Here is a 15,361-nt window from a genome sequence, read left to right as displayed (position 1 = left end):
TCGCGCTAAAATCAGCTCCCTTTAAAATACTTATCCTCTAAAGGGTAAGTCCTGACTTGACATCAGACAGAGAACCAACCATGTTTACACCAGAATTATTATCTCCAGCAGGTTCGTTAAAGAACATGCGTTACGCCTTTGCTTATGGTGCCGATGCCGTTTATGCGGGACAACCTCGCTATAGCCTGCGCGTACGTAACAACGAATTCAACCATGAAAATCTCGCTAAAGGGATCCAAGAAGCCCACGAGTTAGGTAAGAAATTCTATGTTGTTGTTAACATCGCGCCGCATAATGCCAAACTCAAGACTTTTATCCGTGATCTCACTCCTGTCATTGAAATGGGACCAGATGCATTGATTATGTCTGACCCTGGCTTAATTATGATGGTACGTGAAGCCTTCCCTGACATGGATATTCACCTGTCCGTGCAAGCAAACGCCGTTAACTGGGCATCGGTAAAATTCTGGAAGCAAATGGGGTTAACGCGAGTGATCCTATCGCGTGAGTTATCCCTTGAAGAGATTGCTGAAATTCGTAAGCAAGTGCCTGATATCGAATTAGAAGTGTTTGTTCATGGTGCACTTTGTATGGCTTACTCTGGCCGTTGTCTTCTTTCAGGTTATATTAATAAACGTGACCCCAACCAAGGTACTTGCACCAATGCTTGCCGTTGGGAATATAAAGTCGAAGAAGGTAAAGAAGACGAGGTTGGCAATATCGTCCACATGCATGAGCCTATCCCTGTCAAAAATGTTGCCCCTACGTTAGGCGAAGGCACCCCAACGGATAAAGTATTTATGATTGAGGAAGCAAAGCGTCCAGGTGAATATATGACCGCCTTTGAGGACGAACATGGCACTTACATCATGAACTCGAAAGACTTACGTGCTATTGAACACGTCGAAAATCTAACAAAAATGGGTGTTCATTCACTGAAAATTGAAGGACGTACAAAGTCATTTTATTATTGTGCACGTACGGCGCAAGTTTATCGTCGTGCTATTGATGATGCTGTTGCAGGCAAACCTTTTGATCCTACCCTTCTTTCAACCTTAGAAGGCTTAGCTCATCGCGGCTACACGGAAGGCTTTTTACGTCGTCATACTCATGATGCTTATCAGACTTATGAGTACGGTTACTCAGTTTCAGAAACGCAGCAATTTGTGGGCGAATTCACAGGAAAACGCGTTAATGGACTTGCTGAGGTTGATGTAAAAAATAAATTCAGTGTTGGTGATAGCCTAGAATTAATGACACCCGCAGGCAATATTGTGTTCACCCTTGAGACGCTTCATAACCGTAAAGGGGAAGCAATTGAAGTGGCACCAGGAAATGGGCATATTGTGTACCTTCCTGTTCCCGATGATGTTGAACTCGATTTTGGTTTATTGATTCGGAATCTGGCAGGCACCACAACACGTTCACCTCATCAGCCAGAAATGACAACTACTGCTTAGTTCAGACACTTATTATCTATTCTGATTATAATGCTAGATATCAATAATTTAATTTATTGATTTTCTAGCATTTTTTATTTCCTCAATTTATATTATTTCCTTATAAAACAGGATTATCAATTGATAATCATTCTCATAAATAGTGATTCTCCGTGAAAATGTATTTAATATCCATTTTTATGCAATAGATCACAACAATTAGCTATTCAATGTCGTATAGTCACAATCGAAAATGAAGAACTAGAAAGTCATAAAATAAGACTAGGAACCACCTCCTTGGCTGGCTCAATCTCCCTTGAGCTAGCCATTTCTTTTTTTACCTCTGCGAACTCCCCGTTAATTATACTTATTTTAGCCATGTGATTATTTAATAGTTGCCACTCCCCCAACTATCGGGTCTATACTTTTATCACTCTTTTTTTCATTACAAGGATCAAAATGGCTATCGATAAGCTTCATCGCGCACTCGTTATTCTTAATGGCAAACAAGCAGCCAATCCTGAACTCAGAAAATCAATCTATCAACTACGTGACGAAGGTCATACGATTTGGGTGCGTATCCCATGGGAAAACAGTGAGTTACCTATTTTTATTGAGGAAGCCATAAAGCAAGGCGTAGAAACCATTATTGCAGGCGGCGGTGATGGCACCATCAATGCGGTATCAAGCGCGCTAATGGCTTTACCTGACACACAACGCCCAGCTATGGGGATTTTACCATTAGGAACCGCGAATGATTTCGCCACTAGCGCTAATATTCCTATGGATATCCATGCTGCTTTAGCATTAGCAGTAAAAGGTAAAGCTTTTGCTATCGATATTGCTAGAGTGAATCATGATGCTTTTTTTATGAATATGGCCACTGGGGGATTTGGTACACGCATCACCACAGAAACGCCAGAAGCCCTAAAATCCGCTCTCGGTGGCGCGGCCTATGTGATTAACGGCCTATTACGCCCTGACACCCTAAAAACTGATACCTGTAAAATTGAAACTGAACATTTTAACTGGGAAGGCGAAACTTTAGTCGTCGCCATCGGCAATGGTAAACAAGCAGGTGGAGGTCAGCAACTCACTCCAGAAGCGTTAATCGATGATGGTAAATTGAATTTATTGATCGTGCCTGCGCGTGATGTGATACCCGCCCTACTGACGAATTTGTTCACCAATGACAAAAATCAGCATTTAATTGAAAAAACAACTTCTTGGGTCAAAATTTCATCCCCCCATGAAATGGTATTTAATTTGGACGGAGAGCCACTTTCTGGTGAAACTTTCACCTTTGAGTTACTACCTGAAGCGATCCACTGCCGATTACCGCCTCAATGTGGCTTGTTATCTTAAATTTAATGATTAACATCCCCTAGACTTTTGTTAAATGGAGGAAGTCATGACTGATATCGCCAAGCTGTTAGGTTCTGAAGCATCAACGCTTCTTGACCACCGTTGCCAAACCATTCCCCGTGACAGCATTTATTTACCTGGTTCTGATTTTGTCGATCGTGTCATGATCGATAATAACCGCCCCAATAGCGTCCTTCGTTCAATGCAAACTTTATTTAATCATGGTCGCTTAGCGGGAACGGGTTATTTATCTATTCTTCCTGTGGATCAAGGCGTTGAGCATTCAGCAGCAGCCTCATTTGCCGCTAACCCCCTCTATTTTGATCCTAAAAATATTGTAGAGTTGGCCATTGAAGCCGGTTGTAACTGTGTTGCCTCTACCTATGGCGTACTGGCTGCCGTTTCCCGTCGTTATGCTCATAAAATTCCTTTTTTAGTTAAGCTCAATCATAACGAAACCCTTAGTTATCCAGCACAATATGACCAAACACTCTATGCAAGTGTCGAACAAGCATTTGAAATGGGGGCGGTTGCTGTAGGTGCTACCATCTACTTCGGTTCTCATGAGTCTCGTCGCCAAATTGAAGAAATCTCAGCGGCATTTGAACGGGCACATGAACTTGGTATGGTCACAGTTCTCTGGGCTTATTTACGCAACTCCGCATTTAAAAAAGATGGCGTTGATTACCATGCAAGTGCCGATTTAACAGGGCAAGCTAACCACATCGCGGCGACTATTGGCGCTGATATTGTTAAGCAGAAAATGGCTGAAAACAATGGGGGCTATAAAGCCATTGGATTCGGTCATACTGATGAGCGCGTTTATACCAAACTGACAACAGATAACCCAATCGACCTTGTACGTTATCAATTAGCCAACTGCTACATGGGACGTGCGGGCCTGATCAACTCCGGCGGCGCTTCAGGGCAAAATGATTTAAGTGATTCCGTTCGTACTGCTGTAATCAACAAGCGTGCAGGTGGTATGGGATTAATATTAGGCCGTAAAGCCTTTAAGAAATCGATGAAGGAAGGCGTCGAGTTAATCAATGCCGTGCAAGATGTTTACCTGAATAAAGACATCACCATCGCTTAAGCTTTATCTACCTAACGTCCTCTGATTGCAGGATAAAATTGTTGACAAAGCGGGATAAAAAACCTCTTTTCCCGCTTTATGTTATCAGAAAAAATGATACCCAATTTTCCTAATTGATTTTCAATCAGCATAGCCAATATGCCAGCAAGCACACTCTGTCAATCAGTAACATGGAGCCTTCATAAGAAGACACTTTTGTGGTTCACCTTACCACCACGCATGAAAATGATGAACAGGTCCGATCCCTTCCCCCACCTCTAAGCTATCCGCATGCTCTAACGCCGCTTGTAAATATGCTTTGGCTTCAGGAATCGTTTGCTGCCAATTAGCAAATCGAGGCCTCAGTGCCGCTAATGCGGCAGACAGAGTGCAGCCTGTACCATGAGTATGACGCGTATTCACTCTTGGTGACGTAAAGCGCCACTCGCCTTCAGGAGTAATCAACCAATCGGGACTTTCACTGTCAGTTAAATGTCCACCTTTCATTAAAACCGCCTGACACCCCATTTCTAGTAATCGATGCCCTTGACTGAGCATTTGGGCTTCTGTTATCGCGACTTGTTCATCTAACAATGCCGCCGCTTCAGGTAAGTTAGGGGTAATAAGTGAAACCAAAGGCAGAAGCTCACGTCGCATCGCATCAATTGCGTCAGGAAGTAATAATGGGTCACCACTTTTAGCGATCATCACCGTATCTAAAACAATATGAGGAATATGATATTGCTTTAAGGCTTGCGCCACGACAGCAATGACTTCTTGGTTGAATAACATGCCGATCTTAGCGCTATCAATACGCACATCACTAAGTACCGATGCGAGCTGCGCAGCAACAAACGTATCAGGTAATTCGTGAACTGATTGCACACCTCGGGTATTTTGCGCTACCAAAGCAGTCATTACACTCGTTCCATAAGCACCGAGTGCCGAAAACGTTTTTAAATCCGCTTGGATCCCAGCGCCACCAGAAGGGTCTGTTCCAGCAATGGTTAACGCATTGATTCTCATGAAATGTCACTCCTAAGCACAGCATAAGGAGTGGTCTATTGGAAGGTTTATCATTGACGCTTCCGACTTCCCTACGCTGGCATTATCCAGATCAGGTAATACGGGTGCTTCTCAGTCTTAAGCGACGCCCCGAGCCAAAATTACTGAATAAGTATCGCATTTTTTCTCGCAGCAGACCAGCCTATCAGCCATAGCTTTCCTTACATGGCTGATTATGCAGAGACAATTAAGATAATGCCCAATATTAGGCAAATTCAATTAATGCTGTTATAACTCACCTATGTAAACTAAAATAATTAAAGTGTATAAGCATATTATCAGTCATGATAGATAGTCGAGACTTATTACCCATATTTATCTACTTCAATGCCATCGAAACACGCATTAACCTGAATCGGATTTACAATGAGAGTTAATAAAAAATTGCAGCAAGTTGTAGGAGCATCAGCTTTAATGATGACTTCCATCTGCTTCGCGTCATCCACCAACACAGCTCAAGAGTCTGAGGGACTCTGGGATAAATTTACTCGAAATGTCAGTACTACTTGGGATTCGGATCAATACGACATCTATATTCCTGTTTTAACATGGCATAACCGGTTTACTTACGATAAAGAAAAAACCGACAGTTATAATGAAAATCCTTGGGGATTTGGTCTCGGTAAATATCGCTATGATGAAGATAATGACTGGCATGCCTTATATGCTATGGCGTTCATGGACTCACATAACAAAGTCGAGCCAATCGCAGGTTATGCTTTTCAAAAAATGTGGATCCCAGGCGAACTGGATGGTTTTAAAATGGGGGCAGGTTTCACGCTAAGCGTGACGGCTCGTGATGACTACTACTATATTCCATTGCCTCTACCACTCCCATTAGTTTCTATGGAATATGACCGATTAGCGGTTCAAGCCACTTATATTCCAGGAACTCATAATAACGGCAACGTGTTATTTGCCTGGCTTCGTTGGCAGTGGTAATCCGTATTATTCATTAAATAACAACAAAAGTGGTCAGCAACAGTATTCTGTTACTGGCCATTTTGATTGATGCATTATTTTTGATTCGTTGCTTTCCGATAAGTTAAATACCCAACAACACCACCACCGCCATCTTGCGGGTGATTTATGCCATCCATAACATTGACTGTTTCGAAATCAAAAGGCGAAACGCCTTCTAGGCAAGCAACATTCACGCCATATTGTTCAGGATTTGAGCGCCGTTGATGAAAGGTATAAATGCCACAAACAGAACAGAAGAAATGAGCAGCCTGCTGAGTGTTAAACCGATACTCGGTTAACTTTTGTTTGCCTTCAAGAATTTCAATACCAGATAATGGTGCCGAGACTGCAATTGCCCCTCTCATTCGGCAGTAGGAGCAATTGCATCGTCTTAGGGTATTCAATCCATCGGTGAGTGTTACTTTGAATTTAACGCTGCCACAATGGCATTGGGCAAATCGTGTCTCCATAAAGCCTCCCATCAATGAAATGAATAATTACATTAATTGATGTTGAAGCTAATTAATTAGCTGTCGATGCCTTGTTTTTTTCAGCTTCTTGTTTCTTCGCCCCAGAGAACTGATAACCAATCCATAGCACCGCAATCCATACTGGCATGATCAAGACCGAGATCCTTAGCCCATCCATCATTAAGATAATAATTAAAATCATCGCTAAAAAGGCTAAGCACAGGTAATTGCCGAATGGATACCAAATACTTTTAAACTTCGTTTCAATACCTTGTTTGTTCATTTGCGCTCTAAACTTTAAGTTAGAAACACAAATCATAATCCAGTTAAGAACCAGCGTTGTCACAACCAATGTCATCAGTAAAGCAAATGCTTTACCTTCCATGATAAAGTTGATCACAATTCCGCCAGAAGTTGCAATACCCGATACGATCAGCGCCATGACAGGCACGCCACCTTTATTTACTTTCGCCATAAATTGAGGGGCATTTTGTTGTTGCGCTAAGCCATATAACATACGGCTTGTACAATAAGCTGCACTATTATACACCGAAAGAGCAGCGATCAAGATAATCACGTTTAATGCATTTGCAACCAGCATGTCACCTAATTCATGGAAAATTAAAACAAATGGACTTGTTTCACCATCTAGATTAACCCATGGGTATAAGGCCAGTAATACCGTTAGTGAGCCTATATAGAAAATCAGGATACGATAAACAACTTGGTTGATCGCCTTCGGAATACTTTTTTCAGGCTCTTCGGCTTCCGCGGCAGTGATCCCAACCAGCTCAAGGCCACCAAATGAGAACATAATAATGGCTAATGCCATTAATAACCCTATAAAATCATTAGCAAAGAAACCACCATGCTCCCATAAGTTAGAGATGCTGGCTTGTGGGCCACCTTTACCGCTCAATAATAAATAACAACCAAAGACAATCATCGCAATTACAGCAATCACTTTAATTAAAGCAAACCAAAATTCGGTTTCGCCATAAGAGCGCACATTGATTAAGTTGACCGCATTAACAGCAATAAAGAAAACAGCAGCAGAGACCCAAATAGGTAAGTCAGGCCACCAACGTCGCATATACTCCCCAGCTGCGGTCAGTTCCGTCATCCCTACGAGGATAAACATAAACCAGTAATTCCAGCCAGACAAGAAGCCTGCAAAACCGCCCCAATACTTAAACGCGAAGTGGCTAAATGAACCTGCAACAGGCTCTTGAACAATCATTTCCCCTAACTGACGCATAATCAGAAAGGCGATAAAACCACATAATGCATACCCTAGTAATACAGAAGGCCCCGCCATCTTAATCGTTGTGGCTATTCCAAGAAACAACCCTGTACCTACGGCGCCCCCCAAAGCAATCAATTGGATATGCCTATTCTTTAATCCACGCTTTAGCGTCTGCTGCTCTTGCGCCATAACTTTACCCTTATCATCCTATGTATTTGCTTGTTATCTCTAATTATTGAGCAAATCATACACGTTTATTTGAATTTTATTATTAACACTATCTCAATACCTACTCTGCCCTATTATGAGCATTTAGCATATTAAATATTGAGGTTACGTGACAAAAATTGCAGAAGGAGCACATTATGACGCATAAAAGAATAAATTCAAAACGGTAACCAGTCAGTGACTCCGCAGATACCATATATAAAGTTTTCGCCGCCTTGGTCGCAAAGGCTATCCATCGCTAAAAGATATAAGAAAATGCAGGTTATCACGATGCAAATACCGATCACCAATTTGTATTTCAACTATGATCTCCCTTAAAAACGGCGTAATACATATTACTTTTCATGGTGTTATAATTAATTCACTCTCGAGTAAGGTGATATAGCTATCTGTCGATGATGGTTAACATAAAATGTTACATCAGTCATTCAAGTAAAGTTTGAGGAAAATAAGCAATTTCCATCCATTTTTGTATTTATGCTCAATTTTCCAACTAATCGTTAAAAACCCAGTTTGATTGACTTTTTTTCATCAATTCAATGGCTATTCCGCACAACCAGCCTTTGTCATAAACAAATGAAGTTGTGTATACTTCAGCTACTTTATTAAGGGCTATCAGAAGTTAATGTTTATTTTTCAATCATATTGATAAATATTCTGCTCGCCGCTTCATCAATAATGATAGACAAATAGTTTTATACGGGTTCGTCATACCGTGCTAGATTGGTCACGAATGACCCCTACGGAGTTCGGGTATACATGTTTTACTATTGTTCTTTATTACATAATTGAGGAATAATGCTTTAATTAACTCAATTCGACAGAACAACTGTACTTCGAACAAAATTTAACGCCAAAAGGTCAACGACCTCAGTAATTAAATCGAGATGCCACAAGACAACCACTTAGCACTTGTTTATGCCCTAAGCAAATGGATTGAAGAACATTTAGGCCGTGTTATCCATTTAGAAGAGCTTGCTGCCTACTCAGGCTATTCGCTTTGGCATATGCAGAAAATTTTTAAAGAAGTCACTGGAATTTCATTGGGTAAGTATATTCGCCAACGCCGACTTGCTGGCGCGGTAAACCTGTTGAGAAACAGCGATCAGTCTATTTTCGATATTGCACTAGACTTTGGGTTTGGTTCACAGTCGCATTTCACCTACATGTTCCGTAAAGAATATGGCATCACGCCATTTGATTTTAGGCAAAATGTTGATATTGATTTAGACGTCAAAGAACCATTACATTTAGCGAACCACCGTGAGTGAAGATGCCTTATTGGCATTGAAACTATCACGTCTCTTCACGCATTCAATGCCATAAGCCATTGTCACTTTAGTAATTTTATATTATCAGCGCACCCGAACTATCCCATAGCGACGAGGCAAGTCCTTGGGATAACGCATTCAATATGCAAAGCCATCTTACACATTTATCGTCACCACTCTTTTTTAGCTAATTTACATTTTTTGTAAATAGAGTAAGGTATTTCAATTAAATATCATTAATCGGAGGCGTTGATGTCTATCAAACTGGTAGCGATTGATTTAGATGGTACTTTACTCAACTCTCAGCACCAAATTACACCCGCTGTCAAAGATGCCGTCATTCAGGCTAAAAATAAAGGTGTTCGTGTTGTACTCGCATCTGGGCGACCATTTTCTGGGATATCCCCTTACCTTAAAGAGCTCGGGCTAGATAACGCATCTGATTACTGTATTAGTAATAATGGGAGTGTCATTCATCAAGCCAATGATGGTACTCATTTAATTGAAAACTTACTGGATTTCGCTGATTACCAATATTTTGTCTCCCTTGCTAACGATGTGGGTGTACATATGCATGCGCTTGCACAAAACACCATGTTTACAGCGAATCGTCATATCAGCCATTACACGGTCCACGATGCCTATCTGACCAATACACCTCTTGTATATTGCCCTGCAAATGAAATGGACACTGACCTGAAATTTACAAAGTTCATGATGGTCGACCAGCCTGAAAAGCTCAGTGTCGGTATCGGTTATATTCCTGAAGACGCTTTTGAAAGTTACTCTTTAATGCATACAAGCCCTTACTTTTTAGAAATCTCGAACAAAACAGCCAGTAAAGGCGCGGCATTACAATTGATTTGTGAGAAACTCGGCATCACACCCGATAAAGTCATGAGTATTGGTGATCAAAATAACGATGTGCAAATGCTACAATATGCCAAAGTACCTGTCGCGATGGGAAATGCGATTGATAATGTTCGAAACATCGCAAAATTTGTTACAACAACCAATAATGAAGATGGTGTTGCTGCTGCACTAAATAAATTTATCAACCACCAATAATCTGTTTGGCAGTGAACTTCACTGCCAAATGAAGATATACCACAAAATAATACCATTCATTTACGTATCACCCTCTTAATTTCGCTGCTGTTAAAAATATAATTCAACAGCAAAACCTTACTTACCTCTCTAAATTTGATACTATCTGCCCCCTTAAAAATACTGTAATACTAAAATATTCATTGCAAAATAAACATTACAAACAGGTAGTAAAATGTTTTCAACTAAAGATATGGTAATTCTTGGGATGATGGTCTTCGCGCTGTTTTTAGGCGCTGGCAATATCATTTTTCCTCCAATGGCAGGCTATCAGTCCGGTACCGATTGGTTTAGTACCTCGCTCGGTTTTATTATCACAGGTGTTATTCTGCCTTTCATGACACTGGTCACTGTCGCCGTTAAAGGCAGAGGAGAAAGACTGTCCGTTGATTTACCCAAATGGGTCGCTGTTATTTTTTGGGTTGCTCTGTACTTAATTGTTGGCTCCACTTTTGCCATGCCTAGGGTAACAAATACGGCATTTGAAATGGGCTTTATCCCTTTAGGATTTGTTGAAAAAAGTACAGCATCTCATTTGACCTTTGCTTTGATTTTCAACGTTTGTTCGCTGTTTTTCATGCTTAAGCAAGGTACGATGATCAGCGCTATTGGCAAATTCATGACACCGGCTTTGCTTGTTCTCTTAGTGGTTGTAGGTATCGCTGTCGTTGTGGAGCCGCTGTCTCCAATTAATGCCCCCGTGAAGCAATATGCGGATTACGCCTTCTTTGGCGGTGTTATTGATGGCTACCAAACTATGGATGTATTGTCCGCAATGGCATTTGGTGGGATCGTAGCTCGCGCATTAGCCTCGAAAAAAATCACTGAACCTCGCCAAGTTGCTTTTATCACCATTAAAGCCGGTTTAATTTCCGTGAGCTTACTGGCGGCTCTCTACATTTGTTTATTCTATCTTGGTGCGACCAGTGAAGTTGTCGCGAATACCGCGACAAATGGTGGGCAAATCTTCTCACGCTACGTTGATGCACTGTTTGGTTCAATTGGCACATGGATTATGTGTGGCATTGTTTTATTAGCCAGTATGACAACACTGGTTGGTGTTACTAGCGCATGTGCGGACTATTTTGCGACCTTCCATCATCGTTTAGGCTATCGTTTTTGGGTCGTCTTTTTCACACTACTCACGACCATTGTTTCAACCTTTGGCCTGGATACGCTGTTAAGAGTCACTATCCCTGCTCTACTGATGATTTACCCGTCGTCAGTGACGATTGTGTTCTTGCAATTTGCTCGACGTTATATGGCGGCACCAAGAGTATCTTATGGCATCACAATTGCCGTTATTGTCTTCATGAGCTTGTTAGATACGCTCAACAATATGGCATTACTCAGCGAAGGCGTTAAACAATTTTTAGTGAGTCATTTACCGCTGTTTGAACAAGGTATGGGCTGGCTAATACCGGGGATCATTGCTTTCATTATTTCTTTATTTATCGGAAAAATGTTTTCAGGTAAACCTGCGCAACTCAATGATGAACTTGCTTAATTAATCCGTTCACCTTTCTATAGCGCCCTCTATTTTTGTTGGGCGCTTTTCACTGAAACTTTGACAAGAGAAGCACGCCGAGTCGCTAAAAAACAAATTATTGACCCGAGTGTTACCATTACGACACCTTGCCAAAAACCTAAAGTCAATGTTGTACTTAATAGCATCGACGAAAAAGCGGTTGATATTACTGGGGTGAAGTAAGATAGCGTTCCTAAAAAAGCCACGTTGCCTCTAATCACGGCTAACGTCCATAAAGCATTTGCTCCACCTGTCGCTAATGATGCAATCACGAGTAATAAAATACTTGATAACGAAATATGAAAATGTTTATCTGGTTCAAATGCAAACAGTATCCATAATCCCACGGCTGTCAATAGAAAAAACAGCACCATTCCGTTGTGCCCACCTGAAATACGCTTCGTCACATTACTGTAAAACGCCCAAAGAATCGCCCCAACAAAAGCTAAAAGATAACTGACAGGGTTGCTTGAAATATTATTCGCTATAGCTTCAATAGAAATAGGTTGATCACCGGAAATAACCCAAATTAAACCTGCAAACGCTAAGCACAGCCCAATACCAAGAAGCAAGGTAAATCGTTGCCGATTAAAAAAGACAGCTAACGCAATTGTAAAACTTGGCCATAAATAATTCACCATACCGAGTTCTATCGCTTGTTGGCGGTCTCGCGCTAACCCTAATGCAAGCACAAAACAGATTTCATAACTGACGAATAACAACGTGCCCCAAATTAAATAGCGTTTAGGATAAAGGTGAATTTTGGGCAACCCCATGAATAAAACCAAAATCACTGTTCCTAAGCTGTAAATTAATGCAGCCCCGCCAACAGCACCAAAATTTTCACTCGCACTGCGTACTAACCCTACGATTGTGCTCCACAGTAAAATCGAGACCACACCATAAAATGTTGCTGCATACCGCTTTAAATTCATTGTTTTCTCGGTTGGATAATTGCCTTGTTCACCTATAAGAAAAACCTTAAAGCTCAAACAATTAGAAAGCAAGTATTATTAATACTGTTTATATAATGGAAAACACAATAAGAGCCAGTGTTAAAAACATGACTCTTATTGTGTAATAATTAGACTGATTGTTTATCAACCCACTGTTGCACTTGTTCTTTTTCCCAAATACCTTGTTCAACTTGGGACTTTAATTCTGGATGCTGGTCAATATCGAATGTCGGTATTCCTCCCGCTTTTCTTTGTCGATCGTAATCCTTAGCCAACTTAAAGGCTATTCCTGATAACAGTAAAATTGCAATTAAATTAGTTATTGCCATCAACCCCATCGATAAGTCAGCCATTTTCCAAATAAGCGGCATTTCCGCTAACGTCCCAAACATCACCATCGCTAATGCTGCCAAACGCAAAATAAATAAGCTGGTCGTGTGATTATTTTCTAAAAATATCATATTGCTTTCTGCATAAGCATAATTGGCAATAATAGAGGTGAATGCAAAAAAGAAGATAGCAATTGCAATAAATGTCGACCCCCAACTCCCCACAACTGACGATAAGGCAAGCTGAGTTAACTCAATCCCATTAATCTTTTCAACTGGATTGTCAAGAACACCAGAAGAGAGAATGATGATGGCTGTCGCGCTACAAATCACGATTGTATCCATAAAAACACCAAGCATCTGCACATAACCTTGTGATACGGGATGCGGTGGATATGGTGCTGCTGAAGCGGCAGCATTCGGCGCTGATCCCATTCCGGCTTCATTCGAGAATAAACCGCGCTGAATCCCCTGTGTCATAGCTTGACCTACGCCATAACCAATTGCTCCTCCAGCAGCTTCTTGTAATCCAAAAGCATTACGGATAATTAGCATGATGACATCTGGTAGCCGCTCTATATGATGACCGAGAACCCAAAATGCAAGTATCAAATACGCTAACGCCATGATCGGAACAATAAACTCAGCAACCTTTGCAATTGATTTTAATCCGCCAAATATGACAACACCACTCATCACGACAAGGGCTATACCAACATATAGAGGGTTAAAATCAAATGCTACAGCCGTTGCTTGTGCGATAGAGTTCGCCTGAACGGCATTGAATACCAACCCAAATGCAATAATTAAAAAAATAGAAAAGAGAACGCCCATCCAGCGAAGATTTAACCCTTTTTGCATATAATAAGCAGGGCCACCGCGATAATTTCCTTGGTCATCTTTCGTTTTATACAATTGTGCAAGTGTAGATTCAATAAAGGAAGTTGCCATTCCTAGCATCGCCACAACCCACATCCAAAAAATAGCACCTGGACCACCCGCCGTTATCGCAATAGCGACCCCCGTTAAATTTCCGGTTCCCACTCTTGCGGCTAAGCTGGTACACAAGGCTTGAAAAGAAGATATCCCCGCTTTACTGGACTGGTTGCTATTTTTTAAAACACCGAACATATGACCAAAATGGCGAAACTGGATGAATCCTGTTCGAAGAGTAAAGTAAATACCCACACCAAGTAATAAATAGATGAGGAGAGAGCCCCAAACAATGTTATTTAGATAATTTACAATTTCTACCAAACTATTCTCCTTATATGAATATATAAATAAAGATTATTGTTTATATAATGATAGCCTTTTGATATTCCATCTCTCAGGCATACAAAGTTCACGATATAAACTCACTTTTTATAGCGCCCCTAATTAAATACAGAACAAAGGATCATAAAACTATATTTTTTTATCTTTTATGTAAAACATTTTCTGTATTGAGAATATGTTAGATCAAATTTTATTATCGCCACGCTTAACATCCTTGGGTTAACCACAATTATTATTAATATTTATCAATAGATTACAAAGCAACCCAACCAATCATAAAAAAGTTAATCAATTGATTTTTTATTCTGCCAACACCTTATCTTATTTGCATATATAATAGTCATATTCTCATATTAATGGCTGTAATAAAATGAACTTACTATATTCCTGAATATAGTTATTCAGCTAATAAGGCCAATAAATCTATTTATCAATAATGCTAATTTTTTATTCAATCATTTGTTATTTGGTATGAACGCGAACACTCATGGGAGAGTGTTGATAAAATACGCGCCTGAACCTATCCGAAAATAATCGAAAAAAGACAATGATAAATAGCCATTGCTTCTATTAGTGCAACACAATAAACTTTACAGCTAAATCGTAACCCTATTGAAGGTTAAAAAATGAAAATCACCATTAAAATCTCTGATGATGCAGTATCTAAAAACCTCTATGATGCCTTTACCGCTGAATTACGCGCTAGAGTGTTAGAAGTCTACCCAGGTAGTGACCTATATATTGTTCATGACAGTGGTGCGACAACATTCGACACTTCAGGTTTTCATGATGATAAAGAAGCACATATTGTTCTCCATGAACTGGTTGAAGATGTTCTTCATCATGGCCATTGGTCAAAATAATTATTTTTGACTCATGCTTACCGGCCTTTAATTTAAACGTTCACGACATTTGAAGGCCGGTGAACAATATCTATCCTATTTGATTATTCCTCTCATTTTTAATTCTGATCAAGATCATGTTTGTAGCAATCTAACCTGCTTAAAAAGCGAAACGCCTTTTCTTTCCACCGTTATATGA

At 40.4% G+C, this 15,361-nt stretch carries 14 protein-coding genes and 1 riboswitch; of the genes, 8 read left to right on the top strand and 6 right to left on the bottom strand.

Translation table 11 applies throughout. The features are described from left to right. Positions 1 to 80: 80 nt before the first annotated feature. The 3 genes from yegQ to fbaB all read left to right on the top strand — a co-directional run bounded on the left by yegQ (position 81) and on the right by fbaB (position 3,900). Positions 81 to 1,460 (top strand): tRNA 5-hydroxyuridine modification protein YegQ, encoded by a 1,380-nt coding sequence (yegQ, locus tag O7C57_RS09625; RefSeq protein ID WP_154624056.1) that lies wholly within the window; start codon positions 81 to 83, stop codon positions 1,458 to 1,460. Between the two features lie 438 nt (positions 1,461 to 1,898). Beyond that, positions 1,899 to 2,804: a lipid kinase YegS gene (gene yegS / locus O7C57_RS09620; RefSeq protein ID WP_154624057.1), complete on the top strand. Its 906-nt coding sequence runs from the start codon at positions 1,899 to 1,901 to the stop codon at positions 2,802 to 2,804. Positions 2,805 to 2,850: 46 nt separating this feature from the next. Continuing rightward, positions 2,851 to 3,900: a class I fructose-bisphosphate aldolase gene (fbaB, locus tag O7C57_RS09615; protein ID WP_154624058.1), complete on the top strand. Its 1,050-nt coding sequence runs from the start codon at positions 2,851 to 2,853 to the stop codon at positions 3,898 to 3,900. A gap of 207 nt (positions 3,901 to 4,107) precedes the next feature. Here fbaB and thiD read toward each other — a convergent pair whose 3' ends face one another. Then, positions 4,108 to 4,905 (bottom strand): bifunctional hydroxymethylpyrimidine kinase/phosphomethylpyrimidine kinase, encoded by a 798-nt coding sequence (gene thiD, locus O7C57_RS09610; RefSeq protein ID WP_269723950.1) that lies wholly within the window; start codon positions 4,903 to 4,905, stop codon positions 4,108 to 4,110. Positions 4,906 to 4,956: 51 nt separating this feature from the next. Next, positions 4,957 to 5,047: riboswitch (TPP riboswitch) on the bottom strand. A 263-nt stretch (positions 5,048 to 5,310) separates the two neighbouring features. On the opposite strand from thiD, the gene pagP reads away from it, so the two are divergent. Next, positions 5,311 to 5,886 (top strand): lipid IV(A) palmitoyltransferase PagP, encoded by a 576-nt coding sequence (gene pagP / locus O7C57_RS09605; protein WP_154624060.1) that lies wholly within the window; start codon positions 5,311 to 5,313, stop codon positions 5,884 to 5,886. Positions 5,887 to 5,960: 74 nt separating this feature from the next. Here the strand turns inward: pagP and O7C57_RS09600 are convergent, their stop codons facing one another. From O7C57_RS09600 to mgrB, 3 genes are all read right to left on the bottom strand, one after another. Then, complete coding sequence (locus O7C57_RS09600) at positions 5,961 to 6,377, bottom strand: GFA family protein (protein WP_154624061.1); 417 nt, start codon at positions 6,375 to 6,377, stop codon at positions 5,961 to 5,963. A 52-nt stretch (positions 6,378 to 6,429) separates the two neighbouring features. Beyond that, positions 6,430 to 7,812, bottom strand: a complete 1,383-nt coding sequence (locus O7C57_RS09595; protein ID WP_196713165.1) for an amino acid permease — start codon at positions 7,810 to 7,812, stop codon at positions 6,430 to 6,432. 197 nt (positions 7,813 to 8,009) lie between these two features. Continuing rightward, complete coding sequence (gene mgrB, locus O7C57_RS09590; RefSeq protein WP_230085875.1) at positions 8,010 to 8,087, bottom strand: PhoP/PhoQ regulator MgrB; 78 nt, start codon at positions 8,085 to 8,087, stop codon at positions 8,010 to 8,012. A 651-nt stretch (positions 8,088 to 8,738) separates the two neighbouring features. Between mgrB and O7C57_RS09585 the strand changes: the two genes are divergently transcribed. From O7C57_RS09585 to brnQ, 3 genes are all read left to right on the top strand, one after another. Then, entirely contained in the window at positions 8,739 to 9,122 is a 384-nt protein-coding gene (locus O7C57_RS09585; protein WP_154624064.1) for a helix-turn-helix domain-containing protein, read from the top strand. Between the two features lie 252 nt (positions 9,123 to 9,374). Further along, positions 9,375 to 10,190, top strand: a complete 816-nt coding sequence (gene yidA / locus O7C57_RS09580; RefSeq protein WP_269723949.1) for a sugar-phosphatase — start codon at positions 9,375 to 9,377, stop codon at positions 10,188 to 10,190. Between the two features lie 214 nt (positions 10,191 to 10,404). Next, positions 10,405 to 11,736 carry a branched-chain amino acid transport system II carrier protein gene (brnQ, locus tag O7C57_RS09575; protein ID WP_154624066.1) on the top strand — a complete coding sequence of 444 codons (1,332 nt, stop codon included), beginning with the start codon at positions 10,405 to 10,407 and terminating at the stop codon, positions 11,734 to 11,736. A gap of 29 nt (positions 11,737 to 11,765) precedes the next feature. Here brnQ and yddG read toward each other — a convergent pair whose 3' ends face one another. Both yddG and O7C57_RS09565 read right to left on the bottom strand, forming a co-directional pair. Then, positions 11,766 to 12,692, bottom strand: coding sequence for an aromatic amino acid DMT transporter YddG (gene yddG / locus O7C57_RS09570; RefSeq protein WP_154624067.1), 927 nt, complete (start codon positions 12,690 to 12,692; stop codon positions 11,766 to 11,768). 149 nt (positions 12,693 to 12,841) lie between these two features. Then, on the bottom strand, positions 12,842 to 14,299 hold the full coding sequence (locus O7C57_RS09565; protein WP_269723948.1) for an alanine/glycine:cation symporter family protein: 1,458 nt from the start codon (positions 14,297 to 14,299) through the stop codon (positions 12,842 to 12,844). A 647-nt stretch (positions 14,300 to 14,946) separates the two neighbouring features. Between O7C57_RS09565 and O7C57_RS09560 the strand changes: the two genes are divergently transcribed. Then, on the top strand, positions 14,947 to 15,183 hold the full coding sequence (locus tag O7C57_RS09560) for a DinI-like family protein (protein WP_154622807.1): 237 nt from the start codon (positions 14,947 to 14,949) through the stop codon (positions 15,181 to 15,183). Positions 15,184 to 15,361 lie beyond the last annotated feature (178 nt).

This window comes from Providencia sp. 21OH12SH02B-Prov (assembly GCF_027362595.1).
Taxonomy (GTDB): domain Bacteria; phylum Pseudomonadota; class Gammaproteobacteria; order Enterobacterales; family Enterobacteriaceae; genus Providencia; species Providencia zhejiangensis.
This window is presented reverse-complemented; position numbering and strand designations above follow the sequence as displayed.

What these genes read in the sequence shown, in the direction of transcription:
- yegQ (WP_154624056.1), top strand. Translation starts at nt 81, where the DNA reads ATGTTTACACCAGAATTATTATCTCCAGCAGGTTCGTTAAAGAACATG.
- yegS (WP_154624057.1), top strand. Translation starts at nt 1,899, where the DNA reads ATGGCTATCGATAAGCTTCATCGCGCACTCGTTATTCTTAATGGCAAA.
- fbaB (WP_154624058.1), top strand. Translation starts at nt 2,851, where the DNA reads ATGACTGATATCGCCAAGCTGTTAGGTTCTGAAGCATCAACGCTTCTT.
- thiD (WP_269723950.1), bottom strand. Translation starts at nt 4,905, where the DNA reads ATGAGAATCAATGCGTTAACCATTGCTGGAACAGACCCTTCTGGTGGC.
- pagP (WP_154624060.1), top strand. Translation starts at nt 5,311, where the DNA reads ATGAGAGTTAATAAAAAATTGCAGCAAGTTGTAGGAGCATCAGCTTTA.
- O7C57_RS09600 (WP_154624061.1), bottom strand. Translation starts at nt 6,377, where the DNA reads ATGGAGACACGATTTGCCCAATGCCATTGTGGCAGCGTTAAATTCAAA.
- O7C57_RS09595 (WP_196713165.1), bottom strand. Translation starts at nt 7,812, where the DNA reads ATGGCGCAAGAGCAGCAGACGCTAAAGCGTGGATTAAAGAATAGGCAT.
- mgrB (WP_230085875.1), bottom strand. Translation starts at nt 8,087, where the DNA reads ATGGATAGCCTTTGCGACCAAGGCGGCGAAAACTTTATATATGGTATC.
- O7C57_RS09585 (WP_154624064.1), top strand. Translation starts at nt 8,739, where the DNA reads ATGCCACAAGACAACCACTTAGCACTTGTTTATGCCCTAAGCAAATGG.
- yidA (WP_269723949.1), top strand. Translation starts at nt 9,375, where the DNA reads ATGTCTATCAAACTGGTAGCGATTGATTTAGATGGTACTTTACTCAAC.
- brnQ (WP_154624066.1), top strand. Translation starts at nt 10,405, where the DNA reads ATGTTTTCAACTAAAGATATGGTAATTCTTGGGATGATGGTCTTCGCG.
- yddG (WP_154624067.1), bottom strand. Translation starts at nt 12,692, where the DNA reads ATGAATTTAAAGCGGTATGCAGCAACATTTTATGGTGTGGTCTCGATT.
- O7C57_RS09560 (WP_154622807.1), top strand. Translation starts at nt 14,947, where the DNA reads ATGAAAATCACCATTAAAATCTCTGATGATGCAGTATCTAAAAACCTC.